Genomic DNA, 23,297 nt, shown 5'->3' with positions numbered 1-23,297 from the left:
TCGGACGTGCACGTTCGTTGTGTGGCCCGACCCTACGACGGCATCCTGAAGGGTGTGGAGTATCATCCCGCATCCGGCCGCATCTTGAGACAGGCGGTACGGCGGGATGACGCATCAAGGCGTGGTGTCTGTGCTGCTTAGCTGGGCGACCATCCTGGCTTCACCGAGCGTGCGCCCCTGCGGGTCCACGACACGAGTACGGCGCGCGCCATCGGGGGCGAATCCGGCACCCTGCAGAAACGCGCGAACCGTCTCCTGGGAGAACGGAACCCACGCCACTAGTAGTGCTGCGCTGAGAGTGCGAGCTTGCTCCACAGACGCTGCTAGCAAGCGGCTCCCGTGCCCGCGTTCTCGGTGATCCACGTCGACGCCCATGACCAAGATCTCTGCTGCGTTGTGCAGATCCGGGTCGTCACTCGGACCGACTGCGGAAAGACCCACCACTGTCGAGCCCTCATGAGCCAGCCATAACACGTGCCCTGGGCTAGGAGGGTCGCTCAGGGATGTTCGCCACGCTGCGCTGAAGGCAGCTGGGGTGCACTGCGCCAGCACCGCCTCCGGGAGATCTGCAGCAAAAGCGTCCGCCCACAGTGCTGCTTGCAGCCGACCCACGTCGTCAGCATCGGCGGGGAGGGCGCCGCGGACCCCGCGGTCACTGGTCATCGGTGGCCTCATCTCGTCGTCGGTAGGTCACAAAAGCCATCGCAAAACGGTCGTCCCGGTGCGTCTGCACCCACTGGGACGGCTCCAGGCGAGGGAAATGAGTCTCGCCTTCCGCCTCGGCATCCACCTCGGTGAGCTCGACCCGATCCGCGTGCGGGAGCGCCTCGGTATAGACCTGCCCGCCTCCGATGATCATCACCTGGTCACCGCCAGGCAGCGCGGCTGCGATGCTGATCGCCTCGTCAATGTCGTGTGCGACGTGCGCCTCCTGCGCACTCCACCTGCGGTCTCGGGTCAACACCACGCTGGCTCGTCCGACCAGGGGTCCGCCGATCGACTCCCAGGTACGCCGCCCCATCACCACCGGACGTCCCATCGTCAGGGCGCGAAAATGTCGGTGGTCTTCTCGCAGGTGCCAGGGCTGATCGGTGCCGTCACCGATGACGCCGTTGGCGGCGACAATAGCGACCATGACGACCTCGCTGCTGGCGCGGGAGGATCCGATAGCGCTGGTCATACGGCGATCGGGGCAGGAATCGAGGGGGCAGGGTCATAACCCACCAAGGTGATGTCCTCGATCCGATAGTCCTCCAGGCGGTCCCGGCGGGGCAGCGTGAGGGTCGGCAGCTTCCGGGGGGTGCGCTCCAGTTGGAGTCGGGCCTGGTCGAGGTGATTGAGGTACAGATGGGCATCGCCGAAAGTGTGGATGAAGTCACCGACGGCTAATCCGGTGACTTGGGCGACGAGGTGGGTTAACAGTGCGTAGGAAGCGATATTGAAAGGCACCCCGAGGAAAACGTCAGCGCTGCGCTGATACAGCTGGCAGGAAAGCTTCCCCTGGGCGACGTAAAACTGGAATAACGCGTGGCAGGGTGGCAAAGCCATTGCGTCGACGTCGGCGACATTCCAGGCGGTCACGATGTGACGGCGGCTCTCCGGGTTCGTCTTGATCGACTCCACGACCTGGGTGATCTGATCAATCTGCCGCCCGTCCGGGGTTGGCCAGGACCGCCACTGACGACCATAGATCGGACCGAGCTCACCCTCATGGTCTGCCCACTCGTCCCAAATCGTGATGCCTTGTTCTTGCAGCCAACGCACATTGGTGTCTCCCCGCAGGAACCACAGCAATTCCCCGACGATCGAGCGAAGGTGCAGCTTTTTCGTCGTCAGCGCGGGAAAGCCCGCCGCCAGGTCGACGCGCAGTTGGTGACCAAAGACCGACAGGGTGCCGGTGCCGGTGCGGTCGTCACGGCGGACACCCTCGGTCAGGATGCGCTGGAGAAGGTCGTGGTAGGCCTGCATCCGACCAGGGTAGGCGGCGCAAGGTCGGAGCGATGCAAGGGTCTCGCCGACGACAACACTCAGCGCCGTCATCACCACTCATCACGTGATGTGAGCATCATCACACAAGCTGTGGGCGTGGTGAACGCGCGTCACGCCCCACACATCGACAACGATGGCGCTCGCGGCGTCGTCTGAATCCCCCGAGCAGGCGGCGCCGCGCTCCTGCCTCCGATCCGCTCCGGCACGCCCGGTCGGCGTACCGACGGTGAGCCCAACGCCGGGCAGCGATACCGTTGAGAGTTGAGCAGTGGTCACCACCACCCCACCGACAGGAGCCGAAGTCACGTGAGTCACCCGCATCCGGAGTTGTCCGCCCCGCCGCCCCTTCCCACCTCAGGTATGCGCATCGTCGCCCTGGGTGGCCTCGGCGAGGTAGGCCGCAACATGACGGTCCTCGAGCACGAAGGCCGTCTACTCGTCGTCGACTGCGGAGTCCTCTTCCCCGACGACCACCAGCCCGGGGTCGACCTGATCCTCCCCGACTTCGACTACATCAGCGACCGCCTCGACGACATCGAAGCGGTCGTCCTCACCCACGGACACGAAGACCACATCGGCGCACTCCCATACCTGCTGCGCCTGCGCGGTGACATCCCCCTCCTCGGATCTCACCTGACCCTCGCCCTCGTCGAAGCCAAACTCAAAGAACACCGGATCAAACCGGTCGTGACCTATGTCACCGAAGGCGACCGGCGTACTGTCGGCGGCTTTGACCTCGAATTCCTCGCCGTCAACCACTCCATCCCCGATGCGCTAGCCGTGGCCATCCGCACCGACGCAGGCCTGATCCTGCACACCGGCGACTTCAAGATGGACCAACTTCCCCTGGATGGCCGCGTCACCGACCTGCGCGGTTTTGCTCGACTCGGTGAAGAAGGGGTCGACCTCTTCCTCACCGACTCCACCAACGCCGAAGTCCCCGGCTTTACGATGCACGAAAAGGACATTTACCCGGCGCTGGAACGAGTTTTTGAACACGCCGACCGGCGCATCATCGTCGCCTGTTTCGCCTCCCACGTGCACCGCGTCCAACAGGTCTTCGACGCTGCTGAAGAGTTCGGCCGCAAGGTCGCCATGGTGGGCCGCTCCATGGTGCGCAACATGACGATCGCTGAAGAACTTGGCTACCTGCGCGTCCCGCAAGGCATCCTCGTCGACGCGCGGAAACTTGCCGACTATCCCGACGACGAACAGGTGCTCATCTGCACCGGCTCGCAAGGGGAGCCGATGGCCGCCCTGTCCCGCATGGCCAACCGCGACCACTCCATCGAAGTCGGCGCCGGCGACACTGTGATCCTCGCGTCCTCCCTGATTCCCGGCAACGAAAACGCCGTCTTTCGGGTCATCAACGGCCTGATGCGTCTCGGCGCGAACGTTGTCCACCGCGGCAACGCCAAAGTGCACGTCTCCGGACATGCCAGCGCCGGTGAACTCCTCTACTGCTACAACATCGTCCGCCCCACCAACGTCATGCCGGTCCACGGCGAATGGCGCCACCTGGTCGCCAACGGAGCGCTCGCCCAAGCCACCGGAGTCGCCAAGGACCGCGTGGTGCTCGCCGAGAACGGCGTGGTCGTCGACCTCGTAGATGGGGTGGCCCGAATCGTGGGGGCCGTGGACTGTGGGTATGTCTACGTGGACGGATCGTCAGTCGGTGCGACAGACGAAGCTTTGTTGAAAGATCGGCGGATCCTGCGCGACGAAGGGTTCGTCACCGTGATCGTCCCGGTCGACGCCAGCCGAGGCAAAGTTGCTAGCGAACCGGAGATCCTCGCTCGAGGTGTCGCCGAGGAAGAAGACGCTTTCGTCAAGGTCCGTCCAGTGATCGTCGCCGCGGTCGAGGAAGCGATGGGCAAGGGCGTCATGGATTCCTACCAGTTGCAGCAGGTCATACGACGTGCGGTCGGATCGTACGTCGGGGGCAAACTGCGGCGGCGTCCGATGATCATCCCGGTGGTCATTGAAGTCTGATCCTGGCCGAGAGCCCTACCCGCCCAGCGGTGCCCGCCTCCCAGATGTCCGGGAGGCGGCGCGCCTCCCCACCGTGCCCGGGTCGTCGCCTAGTCTGCGACCGTGGTGAAACGTGCCTCTTCTTCATCGCGACCCAAGTCGAGTCGAGCAACGTCGTCTCGGGGGGCTTCCTCCCGGACGACTTCCGCGCGTGCCGGATCAGGCAGAGGGAGCAGCACAGCCGGTCGCGGCCCCAGTCGCCCCGCCACCACGAAATCCAATCCGTCGCTGCCCACCCGGGCACTGCGTGGCACGTTCAGTGGGGTCGCGCACGTGACTGGCAACGCCGTACGGCGGGTCGGACATACCGCTGGAGACCTTGAACCCGAACACCGTCGGGATGGTGCCGGACTGCTCGTCCTCGCAGTGGCCTTCCTTGTTGCCGCACGCGAATGGTGGGGGCTGCCCGGTCCGGTCGGTGTCGTCGTCCACGCTGTTGCTGCCGGGACGCTCGGGCGGATCGCTCTCGTCCTGCCGGTGGTGCTGCTCGGCTTCTCCGGGCGGATCCTGCGGCATCCGGACGACGTCCACGGCACCAATCGGGTGCTCATCGGGCTGACTGCGCTGGCGATGTCTGCCTGCGGAATCACCCACATCGTCTACGGCGTCCCGGCGCCTGCAGACGGTTTTGACCGGGTTCGCGATGCCGGAGGCATGATCGGCTATTTGCTGGCCGCGCCGCTGGTCACAGGAGTGCGGACCTGGGGAGCGTTGCCGCTGTTGGCCTTGTTGGGATTCTTCGGGCTCCTCGTGGTCACCGCCACCCCCGTCTACCGGATCCCCGACCGCATCGCTGAGGCCCACGATCGGCTCTTCGGTATCCATGACGACAACGCCATCGCCACCGGACGCCGCAGCCGCGCTGGACTAGACGGTCCCCGCGACGGTGACGAAGCCTTCGAGCAGGCCGCCCAAGTGCACCGTGCTGCCCGGGCACCCAAACCTCGCCGGGAACCGGCCATCGCTGAACCTGCCGTGCCTGACACCCCAGCGCCAGACACCACCGCGACGCCCCCCGAGCGGAGTCGGCGCCGCGACACCGCCACAGCACCCACGGTCCCGGTCGCCGCTGCCGAGCCCCCCCGCGCGGAGACCCCGCCCCCGCCAGCCCCGCCGACCGAACCGATGCCGCAGCGCGTCGAACAGCTAGCGCTCGCCGGGGACATCGCCTACACCCTGCCGGACCCGGCCGTGCTGGCTCCAGGCACCCCGTCCAAGGCACGCAGCGCTGTGAATGACCAGGTGGTCGACGCCCTCACTCAAGTGTTGGACCAGTTCACCATCGACGCGCAGGTCACTGGATTCTCCCGCGGCCCCACCGTCACCCGTTACGAGGTCGAATTGGGGCCCGGGGTCAAAGTCGAGCGCGTCACTGCACTGTCGAAAAACATCGCCTACGCCGTCGCCTCCGCCGACGTACGCATCCTCTCGCCGATCCCCGGCAAGTCCGCCATCGGCATTGAGATCCCCAACACCGACCGGGAGAAAGTCAGCCTCGGCGACGTATTGCGCAGCCAAGTCGCGCGCAACAACACTCACCCGATGGTGATGGGCGTCGGTAAAGACGTCGAAGGCGGATATGTCATCGCCAACCTCGCGAAGATGCCGCACATCCTGGTCGCTGGTGCCACCGGCTCTGGAAAGTCCAGCTTCGTGAACTCAATGATCACGTCGATCCTGATGCGGTCCACCCCCGATGAGGTCCGGCTCATCTTGGTTGACCCCAAACGAGTGGAACTCACCGCGTACGAAGGCGTCCCACACCTCATCACCCCGATCATCACCAACCCGAAGAAAGCTGCCGAAGCCCTCCAATGGGTGGTCCGGGAGATGGACGCCCGCTACGACGACCTAGCCGCATTCGGTTTCAAACATGTCGACGACTTCAACAAAGCTGTCCGATCCGGCGCTGTCACCCCGTTGCCCGGAAGTGAACGTGTGCTTCAGCCCTATCCCTACCTGCTCGTCGTCGTGGACGAACTCGCCGACCTGATGATGGTCGCCCCCCGCGACGTCGAAGAATGCATTGTGCGGATCACCCAGTTAGCACGAGCCGCCGGAATCCACCTCGTGTTGGCCACCCAGCGACCCTCCGTGGACGTGGTCACCGGGCTGATCAAAGCCAACGTGCCCTCACGAATGGCATTCGCGACGTCCTCACTGGCAGACAGCAGAGTGGTGCTCGACCAGCCAGGCGCCGAAAAACTCATCGGCCAGGGTGACGCCCTGTTTTTGCCGATGGGCGTCAGTAAACCGATGCGCGTGCAAGGCGCCTGGGTCACTGAGTCCGAGGTGCAACAGGTCGTGGCGCATGTCACCGGCCAACTCACCCCCACCTATCGAGAAGATGTCGTAGTCAAGGCGGAACGCCGCCACATCGACGAAGAAATTGGCGACGACCTCGACCTGCTCCTCCAAGCCACGGAGCTCATCGTCAACAGCCAATTTGGTTCGACATCAATGCTGCAGCGCAAGCTCCGGGTGGGCTTCGCCAAAGCCGGTCGCCTCATGGACCTGCTAGAGACGCGCGGTGTGGTCGGACCCAGCGAAGGCAGCAAAGCCCGCGACGTCATGGTCAAACCCGAGGATCTTCCGGCCACGCTCGCAGCGATCCGGGGAGATGACCCGCCGCCAGCGGCAGCAGCCCCGGCGTACGGCCCGACCGGTGATCTGTCCTCCGACGGAGGCGCCGTGGTCGAGGAGAGCAGCGAAGATGCGTGGGAGTTGACTGACCGGCGCGGTGAACGCTACTGAACTACTGGTCGGCCACGCCGAGGCGCTGCTGGCCTCGCTCCCAGTTGGCGCGATGGCAGCGGACGCGATGGCAGTCGGCGGCATTCAGCCGTTCACGGTACCGTGACCTGCGACGCAGCGACGCCGTATCCAGGCGTCACGATTTCGACCCTTAGAGTGGAGAGTATGACCTCACCAGGGCCACAGCAGGCCTCGTCCGCACCGACCCGTGGGGCTGTTGCCATTGTCACCTTGGGTTGCGCCCGTAATGACGTGGATTCCGAAGAGTTAGCCGGTCGGCTGCACTCGCACGGATGGCATCTCGTCGACGACCCCAGTGACGCCGATGTCGCCATCGTCAACACCTGTGGTTTTGTGGAGCAGGCCAAGAAGGACTCCATCGATGCCCTCCTTGAGGTCAACGACTACAAGCAGACCGGACGGGTCCAAGCTGTCGTGGCCGTGGGATGCATGGCAGAGCGGTACGGCGAAGAGCTCGCCTCCTCGCTGGAAGAAGCCGACGCGGTCCTCGGCTTCGACAGTTACGCCGATATGTCATCGCATTTGACTGACATCCTGCGCGGACACCGACCGCCCTCCCATATCCCCAGGGATCGGCGACAACTGCTACCTCTGAGCCCCGTCGATCGGCAGCAAGCCGCTCCCGACGTGGCACTGCCGGGACATGGCAGCACTGTGACGACGCCATCGCGGCCCCTCACCGATGACCTTCCCCACCCGGTGACCGTGAACCCGGTGTTGCGGACCCGCCTGAACGACCGGCCGTGGGCCCCACTCAAAATCGCCAGTGGATGCGACCGCCGGTGCGCTTTTTGTGCCATCCCCGGTTTCCGCGGCGCTTTCGTGTCTCGTCGCCCAGAGGACATCCTCGCCGAAGCACGATGGCTGGCTGAAGATGGCGTCCGCGAGATCTTTTTGGTCAGCGAGAACTCCACGTCGTACGGCAAGGATCTGGGCAACCTGCGGGCCTTGGAAGAGTTGCTGCCTCGCCTCGCTGAGGTCGACGGCATCGAACGCATCCGGGTGAGCTACCTCCAGCCTGCTGAAATCCGACCGGGCCTGGTCGAGACCATCGCTGCCACTCCAAAGGTCGTGCCCTATTACGACTTGTCGTTCCAACACGCGAGTGAATCGGTGCTCCGCGGGATGCGGCGGTTCGGCTCGCCTGAGGCGTTTCTCGACCTGATCGGCAGGATTCGGCTGTTTGCCCCGCAGGCGGGGATTCGCTCCAATGTCATCGTCGGATTCCCTGGCGAGCACGAATCAGATCTTGACCTGCTCAGCGACTTCCTTCAAGAGGCCAGGCTGGATGTGTGCGGGGTCTTCGGTTATTCCGATGAGGAAGGCACGGAAGCCGCTGGGTACGTCGAGAAGATCGACCCGGGCGTCGTGGCCGAACGCGTCGAACGCATCACGACGCTCACTGAGGAACTCACCGCCCAACGTGCCGAGGATCGGATCGGCAACGCCGTGGATGTCCTGGTTGAGGAGATCGACCCCGACGGGTCTGTGATCGGCAGGGCCGCCCATCAAGGCCCGGAAGTCGACGGCCATTGTGTGGTGGTCGGTGCGTCTGATCTGACGCTGGGACGGATGGTCACCGGCACCGTCATCGCCTCCGAAGGCGCAGATCTGACGGTGACCGTGTCATGACCTCCCAGCCGCCGTCCGATGCAGGGTCGGCTGTGCCTGCGCCGCCTAGCCCGTGGAACCTTCCCAATGCGTTGACTGTTCTTCGGATCCTGATGGTGCCGATCTACGGTTGGCTGTTGCTCACTGACGAGGGCAACGATGTCGACATGCGCTGGTGGGCTTGCGGAGTGTTTGTCCTGGCGATGATCACCGATCGACTCGACGGTGATATCGCCCGGGCTCGGGGCCTCGTCACTGACTTCGGTAAGCTCGCCGACCCTATTGCTGATAAAGCTCTGACCGGGATGGGTTTCATCGGTCTGTCCCTGATTGGTGATTTGTGGTGGTGGGTGACCTTCCTGGTGCTGTTCCGGGAGATCGGCATCACCGTGCTGCGCTTGGTGATCATCAGGTATGGCGTCATGCCAGCTAGCCGCGGCGGCAAGCTCAAGACAACATTGCAAGCTGTCGCATTGGGTCTGATGACAGCGCCACTTGGCGGGCTGTGGGAGACCAGCGCAATCGTGGTGATGGCCGCAGCGGTGGCGGTGACCTTGGCTACAGGCGTCGACTATGTGCTCAAGGCTCGGGCGATGGTGGTCGCGGGGCGGTCATGACATCGCCACCTGTCTCGCAGAGTGGCAGTGTCAGGACGTACGACGTTCTGACACTCTCCGGCCCCGAGATGTCCCGGTGGACAGAGGAGCGGTCCGCCAGCCTGATCACCGCGCTGGCGGATCGTGGCGAGACCGTGGCGACGGGGGAGTCCCTCACCGGCGGCTTAGTCATCGCGGCTCTCGTGGATGTGCCTGGTGCATCACGGGTTGTCCGCGGCGGCGCAGTCGTCTACCACAACGATCTCAAACATGACCTACTCGGCGTGGACGCCACCCTCTTGGCGACGGCCGGACCGATCCAAGCCGCTGTAGCCGAGCAACTCGCTGAGGGGGCTCGTCATCAGTGTCGGGCGACGTGGGGGATCGGCACCACTGGCATCGCTGGACCAGAGCCGTACGATGGTCATCCCGCAGGCACTGTGTTTGTGGCGGTCGTCGGCCCCGGACACCACCACATCCGTCACCTCCACGTTGCTGGCAGCCGTCACGAAGTGCGCTCTGCCGCATTAAGCGTCGTACTGGACGTGCTGTTCCACGTAGTGGGTCCCGGGTGACTCTGCACTGTGGGGTCTGTACGGAAGATCACTGGGCGATGTCAGGCCGGGCCGTTATCCTGGGGTCGTCGTCCTGTGCCATGGCGGCACCGCCTTTCGACATCACCAGGCGGACGACAAGCGTGGACGGGGTGAGATGACGCGAACCCCACCGGTCCCAGGGAGGTGCAGCATGGTCCTGCTTCGGCGCGAGATGGGCGATGCCCTACGTGAATGCCGAATGGGGCAACGTCGCACCCTCAGGGATATTTCCTCCATTGCCTCGGTATCGCTGGGCTACCTCAGCGAAGTGGAGCGCGGCGAAAAAGAAGCCTCCTCCGAGCTGTTGGCGTCGATTTGTGCCGCTCTCGAGCTGCCGCTCTCTGAACTGCTCAGCCGCGTCGCGGTGCGTGCAGCGATCGCCGAACGCGATGGCGCTCCAGTGGCACTGCCCCTGGTCAGTGACGTCACGACGCCGCTCAACGTTCAGGCCTCCGCCGCCTGATCGGGCGAGTCGACACCCACGCGACCGGAGAGGACAGCCCCCCAGGGGTCGTCACCCGCTGGCATCGCGGGCAAAAAAACATCACTCGTTCCACGGCGGCGTCACCGATGGGTGCCACCGCGACGGTGTGACCGCAGCGCCGACATGGCTGCCCTGACCGGCCGTGCACGTACGTGCCTTCCCCACGTCGCATGCTCCCCGTCAACGAACGCACCGCCCGATCTCGTTGCCCATTCAACGCTCGATGTGCTCGCCGCACCACCCGACGTAACCGCTCCGGCCCCAACTTCTCGACAGGCAGCCAGGGATCAATCTGTTCTAAAAACAGCACCTCGGCGGCATACACCGTGCCGATCCCAGCGAGATGGCGCTGATCCAACAATGCCGCTCCCACTGCGACCCCACCGTCTGCGGCCAACCTCGAGACCGCGCTTTCCTCATCCCAGTCTGGTCCCAGCAGATCCGGTCCCAGATGACCGACGACCCGATTTTCCTCTGCTGTTGGCAGCACTTCCAGCAATCCCAATCGCAGCCCCCAACACCACCAGCGGTCAGTGCCGACCACTGCCCGGACCTGCCCTTGCTCACCTCGTCGGATCGGCTCACCAGCCCGGCGCACCGACCAGGACCCCTCCATCCGCAGATGGCTGTGCACTGTCCAGCCACCGTCCACCCGATGCAACAGATGCTTCCCTCTGCTGACCACCGCCACCGTGAGGCGGCCCCGCAAATCCACGGTGGCGGCGTCTCCCCAGCGAAAATCCGTCACGGTCAGGAGCTGTCCTGTCAACACCTCGTCCAACCGGCGAGCAGTCCGCCAGACGACATCCCCCTCAGGCATCCCTCACCTCCGTAGCCGCAATCCCCGAGGTGTCAGGTGAAAACCCGCATTGAGTAGCGCTGCCACCACGGGATGATCCGAACCCAATGCCGCTGCACCATCGACACGTTCCACGCACAAGCCTGGCACCACGTGGTGATGCACTGCGTGGGCCAGAGTTTCGGCTGCCCGCGCCAACACGTGTGGACGGACGTCGTAAACCACCATGCTGCGTCCGCCCCGCTCCAGAAAAAACACCAACCGGCCGTCCTGCACCGCCACCAACGCGCCCGCCCGTCGAGCCGGACGGCCAGGAGAGCTCCCTGCCGTGGCCTGCTCAGTCAGTACTGGATCGGTGGTGACCATCGCCCGCGCTGGCCATGGCAAGGCCGCTCCGAACGGTTGCGCCGGATCCACGGCCGCCAGGAGCAGGACCGCCTCCTGCTCACCCGCATCGCTGCCCGGCAGGCCTCTGCCCGCTGCTCGCAATCGATCCACCACCCCCGACGACGCGAACTGGGCCGCGCCTAAACCCTCCACGAAATAGCCGCGACGGACCTGTCCGGCTTCCTCCGCTAACGACAACACCCGATACACCGAAGAAAACCCGCCCGGCACCGGATCCGCAGCCACCACGTCCCGAGTCACGACGCCGTACCGCTCCAGGAGCAGCTGGGTCGCCACATGGATCCGTTCGGTCGGATCGGTGATCGGTGCAGGAAGCGCTGCCCACCTGCCCACGCCGGTCGACGGTGTGGGGTTGGCCATTCCCGGGCGGATGCCGGCAGTGGAACCCGCCCAGGTCCGCCCGGACCAACCCCGATGACCAGAGATGCGTCCTATGCGTGGGGAGGCTGACCCGTCACGACGGGCACGTCTAGTCGGACGTCGACTACCGACCAATGCCCGCACCGGGGCGAACGAGTCATTACTGACCCGGCCTGCCCACACCAGCTCCCACAGCAGGTCCAACACCTCCTTCTCGGTGCCTTCCACTGTGTCCTGCAACGACCTGAAGTGATATCCGCCAGCTCGGTCAAACACCGACGCCAGCTGCTCGGCAGCTGATGACACCTGCGTTGGCTGCGCCAATGTCCACGGCGCGCCGCTCATCGGATGCCAGGACACCCACCCGCCGTCGATCCCGGAAGACCCTTGCCCTTGCCAGCACACCTCCCCGGTGGATAACAACTCGTCCAGATCTCCTGGGACGTATCCCTTCACTCGGGTGGGAAGGACCATCGACTCCCACGCTGACGCCGGCAATGCGAGCCCCGCTAGCTGCTCCAGTACTGACAGCACCCCGTCGGGGCCTCGCGCCGATCCACCCACTCCGTGCCAGGCCGGTAAGAAGCGCGCCAACTCCTGCTGAGCGACAGGCTCCACCTCCGCACGCAGCGCTGCCAACGACCGTCGCTTCAGGAGCCGCAACACCTCTGGATCGCACCATTCGACGTGCTGATCTCCAGGGGCTGTCGTTGGCATTGGCCTAGTGGGCAGCACATGTTCTGGGCGCATCTGGCCGTGCACCAGCCGTCGGGCTCCCGTTAACCGGGTCAGCACATCGACAGCGACCGCTGTGCCGAGACCCGTCCATGCCGCGAACTCCCCAGCTCGGAAAGGACCATGCGTGCGGGCATAACGCACCGCCAGGTCAGCCAACGGATCAGGCACCACCTCTAAAAAGGGGTCCGGCACCCCCGGCGGCGGCACTACTCCTAGAGCGTCACGCACCCTGCCCGCATCTTCGACGACCGCCCATCGAGGTTCGCCAGCCACCCGGATCTCCATCAGACGCCGTGCCCCAGCCAGCTGCGTCAACCACGACGTGACCTCCGGTCGACAGGACAACACCGTGCGCTGCTGGATGTCGTCGGTACTAATCGGACCGAGACGACGTACCAGGTCGGCGATGTCCTCCTCTGTGCGGCACTGACGGTCCTCCGCCAGATGTTGCAGGGCCGCTTCGGTGTCGATCACCACCTGCGGGTCCAACAAGTCAGCCAGTGCGGCGCCATCCTGGCGACCCAACAGGTCGGCTAACAGGTCAGGGTCGACAGATAGTGCTGCTGCCCGCCGTTCGGCCAAGGGGGAATCCCCCTCATAGAGAAACTGGGCCACATACCCAAACAGCAGATGGCGAGCGTACGGCGACGGCGCACAGGTGTGCACGGTGTGGACGGCGATCTCACGCGAGCGTAATCGTCGCAGGAGATCTGTTAGCGCGGGGACGTCGAAAACGTCCTGTACACACTCCCGGAGTGCTTCCAGAATGATGGGAAAGGTGGGGTACGCCGAAGCCACCGTCAGCAACTGAGCCGAGCGTTGTCGCTGTTGCCATAGCGCCTGGCGACGCCCGGGGTGGCGGCGTGGCAGCAATAAGGCCCTGGCGGCGCACTCCCGGAAGCGGGCCGCGAACAGAGCTGACCCACCGATTTGGGCGGTAACCAGGTCAGCCACATCATCTGGGTCGACTAGCAGGAGATCCACGACGTCAGCCAGAGGATCGTCTTCGGACGGGCCGGTGTCAGTGTCGGGTAGACGGATCACGATCCCGTCGTCGGCGTGCATGGCTTGGACGTCCACCCCGTGTCGTTCCCGTAGCCGTGCCGCGAGGATCATCGCCCACGGAGCGTGCACGGCAGATCCGTAGGGGGAGTGAATTACTACTTGCCAGTCACCAATCTCGTCGCGGAATCGTTCGACCAGCAGGGTCCGATCATCAGGGACTCGACTGGTGGATTCGCGTTGTTCTCCGAGGTAGGTGATGAGATTGTCTGCAGCCCAGGGGTCGAGCCCGTCGGTGACGAGACGGTCTCGTGCTGCTGCGGGGGGCAGCGCACAGAGCTCACGGGTGTATTCGCCGATGGCGCGACCCAGATGGACCGGACGCCCTGCTGAGTCGCCTTTCCAGAACGGGAGCCGGGCGGCGCTGCCGGGTGCCGGGGTGACTAAGACCTGGTCGGTGGTGATGTCCTCGATCCGCCAGGATGAGGTGCCCAAGGTGAAGACGTCACCGACCCGGGACTCATAGACCATTTCCTCGTCGAGTTCTCCGACCCGTCGACCGCTGCCCTCGCCGACTAAGAAGACGCCGTACAAACCCCGGTCGGGGATGGTGCCGCCGCTGGTGACGGCGAGTCGTTGCGCTCCAGGGCGGGCGCTGATGGTCCCGGCGAGGCGGTCCCAGACGATGCGGGGTCGCAGCTCGGCGAACTCTTCGCTGGGGTAGCGCCCCGCGAGCATATCCAGGACTGATTCGAGGACTGGCAGGGACAGCGTGCTGTACGGCGCACTGCGTCGGAGCAGATCCAGTAGGTCGGTGACCGCCCAGTCGTCCATCGCGCTCATCGCCACGATGTGTTGGGCGAGTACATCGAGGGGGTTTGCTGGGATGTGTACCGGTTCGATGTGGCCGTCCCGCATGAGGCGAGTCACCACCGTGGTCTGCATCAGGTCGCCGCGGCTCTTGGGGAAGAAGACACCGTGCGAGACCGCTCCGACCTGGTGGCCGGCGCGTCCAACGCGTTGTAGCCCACTGGCAACGCTGGGCGGTGCCTCGACCTGCACCACGAGGTCGACGGCTCCCATATCGATCCCTAGTTCGAGGCTGTTGGTGGCGACGACGGCAGGTAAACGTCCTGCTTTGAGGTCATCTTCGATGATGGCGCGTTGTTCTTTGCTGACGGATCCGTGGTGAGCGCGGGCCAGTGCTGCGGGAGCGCCCCGGGAGAAGGTGCTGGGAGCGGGGCTGTCGTGGGTCCCGTTCCCGTTGCGAGGGGTATCGTTTTCGGCTGCGATGCGATCCTCGTTGATTTCGTTGAGTCGGGCGGTGAGTCGTTCAGCCAGACGACGACTGTTGGCGAAGACGAGGGTGGTGCGATGAGCGGTGATGAGGTCGACGAGGCGTTCTTCGACGTGGGGCCAGATTGAGGTACGTCGGGGGTCTCCTGCGGCTGGTCCGCTGAGGTCGCCGGTAGGGGTGCCCATCTCAGCAAGGTCAGGGACGGGGACGACCACGTCGAGGCGCCACTGTTTGGTGGTGGGTGGGGCGACCACGGTCACGGGTCGGGGACCCCCGAGGAACCGGGTGACCTCGTCGACGGGACTGACCGTGGCAGAGAGCCCGATGCGTTGGGCGGGTTGGGGGAGGAGCGCGTCGAGGCGTTCCAGGGTGACTGCGAGGTGGCTGCCGCGTTTGGTGCCGGCCACGGCGTGGACTTCGTCGAGGATCACGGTGTGCACGCCAGCGAGGACTCGTCGTGCTTGGGAGGTGAGCAGCAGAAAGAGTGACTCAGGCGTGGTGATGAGGATGTCACTGGGGTGGCTGACGAAAGCGCGACGTTGCTCCGGTGGGGTGTCGCCGGAACGGACCGCGATGCTGATCGCCGGTGGGGGCAGTCCGAGTCGGTGGTGCTCATTGCTGATCCCGGCCAGTGGGGCGCGCAGGTTGCGTTCGACGTCGACAGCCAGGGCTTTCATCGGGGAGACATAGATGATGCGGCAGCGGTGGGCGGGGTCTTCTGGAGCCGGCTCCCGGGCGAGTCCGTCGAGGGCCCATAGGAAAGCAGAGAGGGTCTTGCCAGAGCCGGTGGGTGCGATGACGAGGGTGTGGTCGCCGCCGCTGATAGCGGTCCACGCTCCTTGTTGGGCTGGGGTGGGTATGGCGAAGGCCCCGGTGAACCAGTTACGGGTCGCGGGGGAGAATCGCTGCAGGATGTCCGGGTCGTCCGCCATGGTGAATCCAGCGTGGCATGCGGCACCGACATCGCAGGCTGCTGTGGCGGGGCCGTCCCCGCGTTCAGGGCAGATCTGGTTGACTTCTTCGATGCGATTGATGGAGTTTTGGCGGTTGATGGAGGAGGAGTTCGGTCGGGGGCGGGCCAGGATGGTCGCAGACCATCAGGCATTGTCCGAGCTGGGGAGCATGACGGCTTCGGAAGCGTTGGCTGCGGGGGTGGCGCCACGGCAGATCTGGGAGGCGGTGTGCGTGGCAATGGCGGTGCCACCAGAACGCCAATGGGGCCGGGACAGGCCGGTACGGCGGGGACCGATTGACTAAGCGCGCCCAGCCGACGTTCGAACACAAGTTCGGCTAAGGTGTCGTCCACAGGGGGGTCGGCCGGTCTTCGTTCCGTCCACATCAGTACGCCGTGACGGGGCGTTGTCGGTGCCGACCTTTAACGTCTGACCGGACGCCGAGGCGCTGATCGCGCACCGGTCATGGTCGCAGGTAGACGGCCGATAACGAGTGTTGAGATGGGCAGGTGCGAGATGGCTGCTTCGGCAGATCAGAAGGTGAAATCGCTGGAAACGGTGATGGCGCAGATCGAGAAGTCCCACGGTAAGGGGGCGGTGATGCGCTTGGGGGATGACGTTCGCCCTCCGATTGAGGTCATCCCGACCGGGTCGATCGCGTTGGACGTGGCGTTGGGGATTGGTGGGTTGCCGCGGGGGCGGATCGTGGAGATTTATGGCCCAGAGTCTTCGGGTAAGACGACGGTTGCTTTGCACGCGGTAGCAAATGCGCAGAAAGCCGGTGGTATCGCGGCATTCATCGACGCCGAGCACGCTTTGGACCCGGAGTATGCAAAGAAACTGGGCGTCGATACGGATGCGCTGTTGGTCAGCCAGCCTGACACCGGTGAGCAGGCGTTGGAAATCGCGGACATGCTGATTCGCTCCGGCGCGCTGGACATCATCGTCATTGACTCGGTGGCGGCGTTGGTGCCGCGTGCTGAAATCGAGGGCGAGATGGGTGATTCACATGTCGGTTTGCAGGCTCGGTTGATGAGCCAGGCGTTGCGGAAGATCACTGGTGCGCTCAACAGCACTGGGACTACGGCGATCTTCATTAACCAGCTGCGCGAGAAGATCGGCGTGATGTTTGGCTCCCCGGAGACCACGACCGGTGGTAAAGCATTGAAGTTCTACGCTTCGGTGCGGATGGATGTGCGGCGGATTGAGACATTGAAGGACGGCTCGGAGCCGGTTGGTAACCGCACCCGTTGCAAAGTTGTCAAAAATAAAGTGTCCCCGCCGTTCAAGCAGGCGGAATTCGACATCATCTATGGTCAGGGCATTTCCCGCGAGGGCGGCCTCATTGATATGGGTGTGGAGCACGGCTTCGTGCGAAAGTCCGGCGCTTGGTATACGTACGAAGGTGACCAGCTGGGACAGGGCAAAGAAAATGCGCGGAACTTCCTGCGAGACAACCCTGGTCTGGCTGACGAACTAGAACGCAAGATCAAAGCGAAGCTGGGAGTCGGCCCGGGGGCCAAGGAGCCGGTGACATCTGCTGCTGGTGACACGGCACCGGCGCCGGAGAAGCCTGCCCGTAAGGGCCGGGGCAAGGCTCCCGCCGACGTGCCGTTGGCCACGGTGCCGACGTCCTTCTGAGGGTGATGTGAGCTCATCGGTGCCGCAGGGGCAGGACGCACTGTCCCGCGTCGAGGTGGCGCGTCGGGCCTTGGCAGAGGCTGAGGCCCGACATGCCATCGGATCGACGGGGAGCACTCCAGGGGCAGATCGTCCCGGCGGGGTGAAGCGATCCTCATCGACAGAGAAGGAGCAGCAGGGGTCGTCAGCGCCCGCTGCTGATCCGTATGAGACAGCTCGGCACTACGTGCTGCGGCTGTTGACTGCGGCGCCACGCAGCCGGGCTGACTTGGCTGAGAAATTACGCCGCCGAGGTATCCCGCTCGAGGTAGCCTCCTCCGTCCTGGACCGGATGGAGGAGGTCGGCTTGGTCGATGACCGGGAGTACGCCGGAATGTTGGTGCGCAGCGTGCAGAGTGGTCGTGGGCTGGCCCGGCGGGGGTTACGCGTCGAGTTGCGTCGTCACGGTATCGACCCGGAACTCGCCGAAGAGGCACTAGCCCAGGTCGACGAGGTCACGGAGCGGGACGAGGCGCGTCGAGTAGTCGACAAACGCTTACGTACCATGCACGGGCTGCCACGCCCAACTCAGATACGACGACTGGCTGGGACGTTGGCTCGGAAAGGCTACTCGGCGGACGTGTCTGCGGCTGTGATCCGAGAAGCACTGCAAGACAGCCCAGAGCATCAACGGGATTGACGTGGGGAGGCACACATCTCCTCCTGAACCGACAGTGATGTCCTCACGGGGCTCAAATGGTGGAGATCCAGTCGTGCCGCAAAATCGGGAAGACCTCAATGACGTCTCGGCGGGTCTGAGGGTCCAAGATGTACCAGGTGCTGACCAGCAAGATACTGGTCAGCGCGGGGGCGATCACGTTTCGTTCCATGCGGCTGTTGGTCGTGAGCAGAGGCAGCCCGAACCGTTCCTTCGTCCAGATCCACACGATAGGGACGGGGACCTTACGTTTGGTGATGCTGTCGCCCAGGATGTGGCTGATGATTCCCAGCGCTGCGGCAAAGGGAAGGTGGGTGTCCGCTGACGCGACATGCTCGAGCATCCACCAGGCACCGACCCAGGAAACCCCAGCGTTGACTCCAGCACCCATATAGGTCCCGCCGAGCATCGTGACAGCACGTAACGCCAACCCGATGGCTAAGGCCAGCGCAAATAATCGGGTCGGGTAGGACCGGGCGGCGTAGGTGAAGAGCATGTACGCCAACGGCGGCGCTAACAGTAAGTCGTGGGTGCCCCAACGATGTCCTCTGCTGACAGCGGTGACGATGTGGGCGAGCGCTTCAGTGACGGGTCCCCACATCCGGGCGACGCTCGCTTTGGGGTGATCTAGGTCAGCGAGCAGGCCAAACCCTCCGCATTCGATCACCCACACGGCGGCATCTATACCGGAAGCCGGCTGCACGAGGGGGATCGTGAGGACCCCGGCGATCATCGTCATGGTGGCGTGGTTATAACCCATCATGACTAGCACCGTATGTGCCGCCAGGGACAACACTTGCGCAAGGGTCCGTTGAGTTGCTCGGTGCAGGTGATATCGGCTGAGGTGGGGAGGCATCACCGAGTCCCACAGAACCCCCGTACCCTGGAGTGTCGACGTCGTACCGGAGATGTCGGGAAGCAGCAGTTCCCGACGTACCTGCGCTGCCGCAGCCGGTGTCGCCGACCGATCCCGCCGCTCTCTCAACGGAAAGATGCCGTGAGCAAGACCTATGACGTGCGCACCCACGGGTGCCAGATGAACGTGCACGACTCCGAACGTCTCGCCGGTCTCCTCGAGGCCGCCGGGTACGTCGACCTCGCCAGCATCCCTGAGGCACAGCGACCAGAGACCGCCGACGTGGTCGTCTTCAACACCTGTGCCGTCCGCGAGAACGCCGACAACAAGCTTTACGGCAACCTCGGTCAGCTCCGCCCCGCCAAAACCCGCAACCCGCAGATGCAGATCGCCGTGGGTGGTTGCATGGCTCAAAAAGACCGCGACCTCATCGTGTCTCGAGCGCCATGGGTCGATGTGGTCTTTGGCACGCACAACATCGGCCATTTGCCGGCGCTGCTCGACCGGGCCCGACACAATAAACGCGCCGAGGTGGAAATCCTCGAAGCGCTCGAAGTGTTCCCGTCGACCCTGCCCACGCGCCGGGACTCGACGTACGCCGGATGGGTGTCAATTAGCGTGGGCTGCAATAACACCTGCACCTACTGCATCGTCCCAGCGCTGCGCGGCAAAGAACAGGACCGGCGACCCGGGGATATTCTCGCTGAGGTGCAGGCCCTCGTCGACCAAGGCGTCGTGGAAATCACCCTGCTCGGACAAAACGTCAACACCTACGGCGTGGAATTCGGCGATAAAGGTGCCTTCGCGAAGCTGCTCCGCTCCTGCGGACACATCGACGGCCTGGAGCGAGTGCGATTCACCAGCCCACATCCGGCGGCGTTCACCGAGGACGTCATTGAGGCGATGGCGCAGACTCCGAATGTCATGCCACAACTACACATGCCGTTGCAGTCGGGATCGGACAAAGTGCTGCGAGAGATGCGACGTAGCTACCGCAGCGACCGATTCCTGCGGATCCTGGACGATGTGCGAGCGCAGATCCCGCACGCCGCGATCACCACGGACATCATCGTGGGTTTCCCCGGGGAGAGCGACGCCGACTTCGAAGACACCCTGAACGTGGTCAGACAAGCCCGGTTTGCCGGGGCGTTCACGTTCCAATACTCGGTGCGCCCCGGAACGCCGGCCGCCACGATGGACCGGCAGGTACCCAAAGAGGTTGTCCAGGAACGATTCGAACGGCTCGTCGCCGTACAAGATGACATTTCCTGGGCGGAAAACCGCGCCATCGAAGGACGCACTGTGGAAGTGCTCGTCGCCCCCGGCGAAGGCCGCAAAGACGCTGAGACGGCCCGAATGTCCGGAAGGGCACGGGATAACCGGCTCGTCCATTTCGCCGTCCCAGAACAGGCCCGGCACACCGGGGACCTTCCTCGACCCGGGGACCTCGTCGAGGTCGCAGTCACATATGGCGCCCCACATCACCTGGTCGCCGATTCGGCTCTCCACGGTGGCCCGTACGCCGTACGACGTACCCGTGGCGGCGACGCTTGGGCGCAAGCGCAAGACAATCCGGTTCCCGGCCGACCGACGGTCACGTTGGGGTTGCCACAAGTCGGGCCGCCCGCGCCAACACCGGCTTCTCACACCGAATGCGGCACCAACTGCTGACCGCCCGCTGCCAACCGCAACGAGCAATCCGGGGTCCTCGACAATAGCTACGTCGAGGACCCCGCCAGGTCACTCGTTGCCTAGCCGACCGTCAAGCACCTCACGAGCCTTGTCGACCTTGTCCGCATGGTCACCAGCAACGCCCTTGGCAAGGTCAGCGACCCGGTCCAAAGCCTGGTCAGTGAGTTCCTCGTTGCGCAGGACCTCGCTGGCTTTGTCCTTGAGGTTGTCGAAGATGCTCATTGGTGCTCCGTTCATGACGATGCCGGGACGCCCGGCCCTGCAGACAGGACCCCAAGCGGGGACGACTCATCGTAGGGGCAGGACACGCCGCACACCGCCACGCTGTCTATTCTGACCAGGGCGCTACGAGACGACATCATGGGAGGTCACCGTGAACGCAGTGGTGACGGTGGTCGGTGCGACAGCCACCGGCAAGTCCGCGCTGGCGATCGCCATCGCCTCAGCACTCGACGGTGAAATCGTCAACGCAGATGCCTCCCAGCTGTACCGCGGCATGGACATTGGTACCGCGAAAGTCCCCCCAGCCGAACGAGATGGCATCGCGCACCATCAACTCGACGTCCTCGACATTCACGACGACGCCTCCGTTGCCGCCTACCAAACACACGCCCGCACCGACATCGACGCGATTCTCGCCCGCGGACACCTCCCCGTGATCTGCGGCGGATCCGGACTCTACGTCCGAGCCGCCATCGATGTCCTGGAGATCCCCCCCACCGACCCCACCGTGCGTGCCGCCTGGCAAGCGCGCCTCGACACCGTCGGCATTGACAACCTGTACGCCGAACTCACCCGCCGCGACCCTGTCGCTGCACACGCCATCGAACCCCGCAACGCACGCCGTATCGTCCGCGCCCTCGAAGTGATTGACCTCACCGGCCGCCCCTTCTCCGCCACCATGCCCCGACGGGAATACTTGCGCCCCACCGTGCAGATCGGGTTGCGACTCCCACGGCCCGACCTCGACGCCCGCATCGAACGACGTACCGCACAGATGTGGCACCACGGCCTCCTCGACGAAGTCACTGACCTCCAGGCCCGCGGTCTCGCCGAGACCCGCACTGCCTCCCGCGCCGTCGGATACGCCCAAGCACTCGCTCAACTCGACGGTCGCTGCACTGAAGCCGATGCCATCACCGACACCACCCGCGCCACCCGGCGCCTCGTCCGCCGCCAAGAATCCTGGTTCGGCGCTGACCCCCGCATCCACTGGCTAGACGCTGACCGTGACGACCTCCTCGACGCCGCCCGACACCTCATCGACAATCCCAGCCCAACAACAGTCACCACCCCCGTCCACCCCACCAAGGCAGAATGATCCAGTGACCCCCACCACGCTGACTTTCACCAAAGGCCACGGCACCCACAACGACTTCGTGCTCGTCCCCGACCCCGACGGCACCCTCGACCTGGGACATGACCTGGTGCAGGCGCTCGCTGATCGACATGCAGGGATCGGCGCGGACGGGGTGATTCGGGTAGTCCCCACCCGGTATGCCGCCGAAGAACACGTACGAGCGCAGGCTGAGCGAGCCGAGTGGTTCATGGATTACCGCAACGCTGACGGCAGCGTCGCCGAAATGTGCGGCAATGGCACCCGTGTTTTCGCTGCGTACCTTCGTCGGGAAGGGTGGAGTCACGGTAATTCGTTCGCTATCGCTACTCGTGCGGGCATTAAAACGGTCTGTGTCACCGACCAGGACGGGCAAGACGAGTACGCCGTCAACCTCGGTCCGTGGCGCATCGACCACCCGGACGCTTTCACCGAGCATGGCCACGACGCGTTAGTGCACCTGCCAGGCCACGAACCCTGGCCTGGCCTGTCACTGAATATGGGCAATCCGCACACCGTCGTCGCGCTCCCCGAGAGCATCGACCTGGACAGCCTCGACTTGGCCACGCCACCGCAGGTCAACCCGATGCCCGAGCACAGCACTAACGTCGAATTCGTGCAGGTCCTTAGGGCAGGTCACCTGCGGATGCGGGTCGTGGAACGTGGTGTCGGAGAAACCAAGTCCTGCGGCACCGGAGCCTGCGCAGCAGCCTTGGCCTGCATGATGTGGAGCGGCGCCGCTGCGGAGCACACCTCGTGGCAGGTCGACATCCCTGGGGGCACCGTCCACGTCACCGCCCTCCCTGGTGGCGAGGTCGAACTGCGCGGCCCGGCCGTCTTGGTCGCCGATGGTCAGTGGCGGTCCCACATGGCCTGAGGCATGCGCACGTTGACACGTGAAGCCAGATTTGCGAGGAATTAGTCGAGCAGCCACGGCCCGTAGCGCCAGGGGAATGTGACGTCCCTGGCGCTACGGGCTTTTTTGCTGACGTTGATGATCACCATCAGGCCTTGGCGCAGCCACTGCTAGTGGCATGGGTGAATGGCGGTTTGGTGCAGGGGTAGCGTGTCATGATGCTGTGAGTTGGTCGTTCGACTTGGTGTGCTGGTGTGAGAGCTCAGAGGAAGCGTGGGGACTGATGGCTGACATGGCAAAGTACGACGGGATTGATGGGCAGAAGCTGAAGGCCATGGTTGCCACTTTTGACCCAGAGGAAATGAAGGGGGCGATGGATTATTTCCAGAACTCTAAAGCGGTGTTGATGGAGTCCTTCACTGACTTTATGCGGGACATGAAGTATTTGCATGACCAGGGCTGGTCGGGGGAGGCCTCGAATGCGGCTTTCATGGAGAATCTGAGCACTTCAAAGGTGGGTGGTGAAGTTGCGCAGTCCTCACATCAGATAGGTGAGGCGGCTGGCGTGATGGGTCAGGAC

The 23,297-nt window shown here is 64.4% G+C and carries 22 protein-coding genes; 13 read left to right on the top strand and 9 right to left on the bottom strand.

Annotated features, from left to right (window positions below; all coding sequences use genetic code 11):
• Positions 1-114: 114 nt before the first annotated feature.
• From KEM60_RS13125 to KEM60_RS13110, 4 genes are all read right to left on the bottom strand, one after another.
• Positions 115-663: a GNAT family N-acetyltransferase gene (locus KEM60_RS13125; RefSeq protein ID WP_219108021.1), complete on the bottom strand. Its 549-nt coding sequence runs from the start codon at positions 661-663 to the stop codon at positions 115-117.
• A complete protein-coding gene (locus tag KEM60_RS13120) occupies positions 653-1,180 on the bottom strand; it encodes a dihydrofolate reductase (RefSeq protein WP_219108020.1) in 528 nt (175 codons plus the stop codon). Before KEM60_RS13120 ends, KEM60_RS13125 begins: the two co-directional genes overlap by 11 nt.
• The gene (locus tag KEM60_RS13115) at positions 1,177-1,968 is read right to left on the bottom strand and encodes a thymidylate synthase (RefSeq protein ID WP_219108241.1); all 792 of its coding nucleotides are present in this window, start codon (positions 1,966-1,968) and stop codon (positions 1,177-1,179) included. The genes KEM60_RS13120 and KEM60_RS13115 overlap by 4 nt, the downstream gene beginning before the upstream one ends.
• Positions 1,969-2,049: 81 nt before the next feature.
• The gene (locus KEM60_RS13110) at positions 2,050-2,295 is read right to left on the bottom strand and encodes a hypothetical protein (RefSeq protein WP_219108019.1); all 246 of its coding nucleotides are present in this window, start codon (positions 2,293-2,295) and stop codon (positions 2,050-2,052) included.
• On the opposite strand from KEM60_RS13110, the gene KEM60_RS13105 reads away from it, so the two are divergent.
• A complete protein-coding gene (locus tag KEM60_RS13105; protein ID WP_304502180.1) occupies positions 2,296-3,981 on the top strand; it encodes a ribonuclease J in 1,686 nt (561 codons plus the stop codon).
• An 89-nt stretch (positions 3,982-4,070) separates the two neighbouring features.
• Here KEM60_RS13105 and KEM60_RS16660 read toward each other — a convergent pair whose 3' ends face one another.
• On the bottom strand, positions 4,071-4,274 hold the full coding sequence (locus KEM60_RS16660) for a hypothetical protein (RefSeq protein WP_255574617.1): 204 nt from the start codon (positions 4,272-4,274) through the stop codon (positions 4,071-4,073).
• Positions 4,275-4,293: 19 nt separating this feature from the next.
• On the opposite strand from KEM60_RS16660, the gene KEM60_RS13100 reads away from it, so the two are divergent.
• The 5 genes from KEM60_RS13100 to KEM60_RS13080 all read left to right on the top strand — a co-directional run bounded on the left by KEM60_RS13100 (position 4,294) and on the right by KEM60_RS13080 (position 10,061).
• Positions 4,294-6,774 (top strand): DNA translocase FtsK, encoded by a 2,481-nt coding sequence (locus tag KEM60_RS13100; RefSeq protein ID WP_255574615.1) that lies wholly within the window; start codon positions 4,294-4,296, stop codon positions 6,772-6,774.
• 165 nt (positions 6,775-6,939) lie between these two features.
• Positions 6,940-8,427 carry a 30S ribosomal protein S12 methylthiotransferase RimO gene (rimO, locus tag KEM60_RS13095; RefSeq protein WP_219108018.1) on the top strand — a complete coding sequence of 496 codons (1,488 nt, stop codon included), beginning with the start codon at positions 6,940-6,942 and terminating at the stop codon, positions 8,425-8,427.
• Complete coding sequence (gene pgsA, locus KEM60_RS13090) at positions 8,424-9,023, top strand: CDP-diacylglycerol--glycerol-3-phosphate 3-phosphatidyltransferase (RefSeq protein ID WP_219108017.1); 600 nt, start codon at positions 8,424-8,426, stop codon at positions 9,021-9,023. Before rimO ends, pgsA begins: the two co-directional genes overlap by 4 nt.
• 68 nt (positions 9,024-9,091) lie before the next feature.
• Positions 9,092-9,577 carry a CinA family protein gene (locus tag KEM60_RS13085; protein WP_219108016.1) on the top strand — a complete coding sequence of 162 codons (486 nt, stop codon included), beginning with the start codon at positions 9,092-9,094 and terminating at the stop codon, positions 9,575-9,577.
• Between the two features lie 172 nt (positions 9,578-9,749).
• Entirely contained in the window at positions 9,750-10,061 is a 312-nt protein-coding gene (locus KEM60_RS13080; protein WP_219108015.1) for a helix-turn-helix domain-containing protein, read from the top strand.
• On the opposite strand, the gene KEM60_RS13075 is transcribed toward KEM60_RS13080, so the two are convergent.
• Together KEM60_RS13075 and KEM60_RS13070 are read right to left on the bottom strand one after the other, a co-directional pair.
• Positions 10,036-10,902, bottom strand: coding sequence for a DNA-formamidopyrimidine glycosylase family protein (locus KEM60_RS13075; RefSeq protein WP_219108014.1), 867 nt, complete (start codon positions 10,900-10,902; stop codon positions 10,036-10,038). The genes KEM60_RS13080 and KEM60_RS13075 overlap by 26 nt on opposite strands.
• 3 nt (positions 10,903-10,905) lie before the next feature.
• On the bottom strand, positions 10,906-15,618 hold the full coding sequence (locus KEM60_RS13070) for an ATP-dependent helicase (RefSeq protein ID WP_219108013.1): 4,713 nt from the start codon (positions 15,616-15,618) through the stop codon (positions 10,906-10,908).
• Here KEM60_RS13070 and KEM60_RS13065 point away from each other — a divergent pair.
• From KEM60_RS13065 to KEM60_RS13055, 3 genes are all read left to right on the top strand, one after another.
• Positions 15,599-15,943: a DUF3046 domain-containing protein gene (locus KEM60_RS13065; RefSeq protein ID WP_370626367.1), complete on the top strand. Its 345-nt coding sequence runs from the start codon at positions 15,599-15,601 to the stop codon at positions 15,941-15,943. The genes KEM60_RS13070 and KEM60_RS13065 overlap by 20 nt on opposite strands.
• A gap of 212 nt (positions 15,944-16,155) precedes the next feature.
• Entirely contained in the window at positions 16,156-17,280 is a 1,125-nt protein-coding gene (recA, locus tag KEM60_RS13060) for a recombinase RecA (protein ID WP_219108012.1), read from the top strand.
• Between the two features lie 7 nt (positions 17,281-17,287).
• Entirely contained in the window at positions 17,288-17,959 is a 672-nt protein-coding gene (locus tag KEM60_RS13055) for a regulatory protein RecX (RefSeq protein WP_255574614.1), read from the top strand.
• A 52-nt stretch (positions 17,960-18,011) separates the two neighbouring features.
• Here the strand turns inward: KEM60_RS13055 and KEM60_RS13050 are convergent, their stop codons facing one another.
• Complete coding sequence (locus KEM60_RS13050; protein ID WP_219108011.1) at positions 18,012-18,962, bottom strand: metal-dependent hydrolase; 951 nt, start codon at positions 18,960-18,962, stop codon at positions 18,012-18,014.
• A gap of 12 nt (positions 18,963-18,974) precedes the next feature.
• Here KEM60_RS13050 and miaB point away from each other — a divergent pair, with 12 nt between their 5' ends.
• On the top strand, positions 18,975-20,504 hold the full coding sequence (gene miaB / locus KEM60_RS13045; protein WP_219108010.1) for a tRNA (N6-isopentenyl adenosine(37)-C2)-methylthiotransferase MiaB: 1,530 nt from the start codon (positions 18,975-18,977) through the stop codon (positions 20,502-20,504).
• 69 nt (positions 20,505-20,573) lie between these two features.
• Here miaB and KEM60_RS13040 read toward each other — a convergent pair whose 3' ends face one another.
• Complete coding sequence (locus KEM60_RS13040; protein ID WP_219108009.1) at positions 20,574-20,747, bottom strand: antitoxin; 174 nt, start codon at positions 20,745-20,747, stop codon at positions 20,574-20,576.
• A 151-nt stretch (positions 20,748-20,898) separates the two neighbouring features.
• On the opposite strand from KEM60_RS13040, the gene miaA reads away from it, so the two are divergent.
• The 3 genes from miaA to KEM60_RS13025 form a co-directional block, all read left to right on the top strand.
• Positions 20,899-21,846 (top strand): tRNA (adenosine(37)-N6)-dimethylallyltransferase MiaA, encoded by a 948-nt coding sequence (miaA, locus tag KEM60_RS13035; protein ID WP_219108008.1) that lies wholly within the window; start codon positions 20,899-20,901, stop codon positions 21,844-21,846.
• Positions 21,847-21,850: 4 nt separating this feature from the next.
• Positions 21,851-22,738 carry a diaminopimelate epimerase gene (gene dapF / locus KEM60_RS13030; protein ID WP_219108007.1) on the top strand — a complete coding sequence of 296 codons (888 nt, stop codon included), beginning with the start codon at positions 21,851-21,853 and terminating at the stop codon, positions 22,736-22,738.
• Positions 22,739-23,000: 262 nt separating this feature from the next.
• Positions 23,001-23,297: hypothetical protein (locus KEM60_RS13025; RefSeq protein WP_219108006.1), on the top strand; the 297-nt coding region annotated here is incomplete at its 3' end.

The organism is Austwickia sp. TVS 96-490-7B (assembly GCF_019331795.1).
Taxonomy (GTDB): domain Bacteria; phylum Actinomycetota; class Actinomycetes; order Actinomycetales; family Dermatophilaceae; genus Austwickia.
Note: the sequence above shows the minus strand (reverse complement) of the source record. Positions and strands in the feature narration are given on the sequence as shown.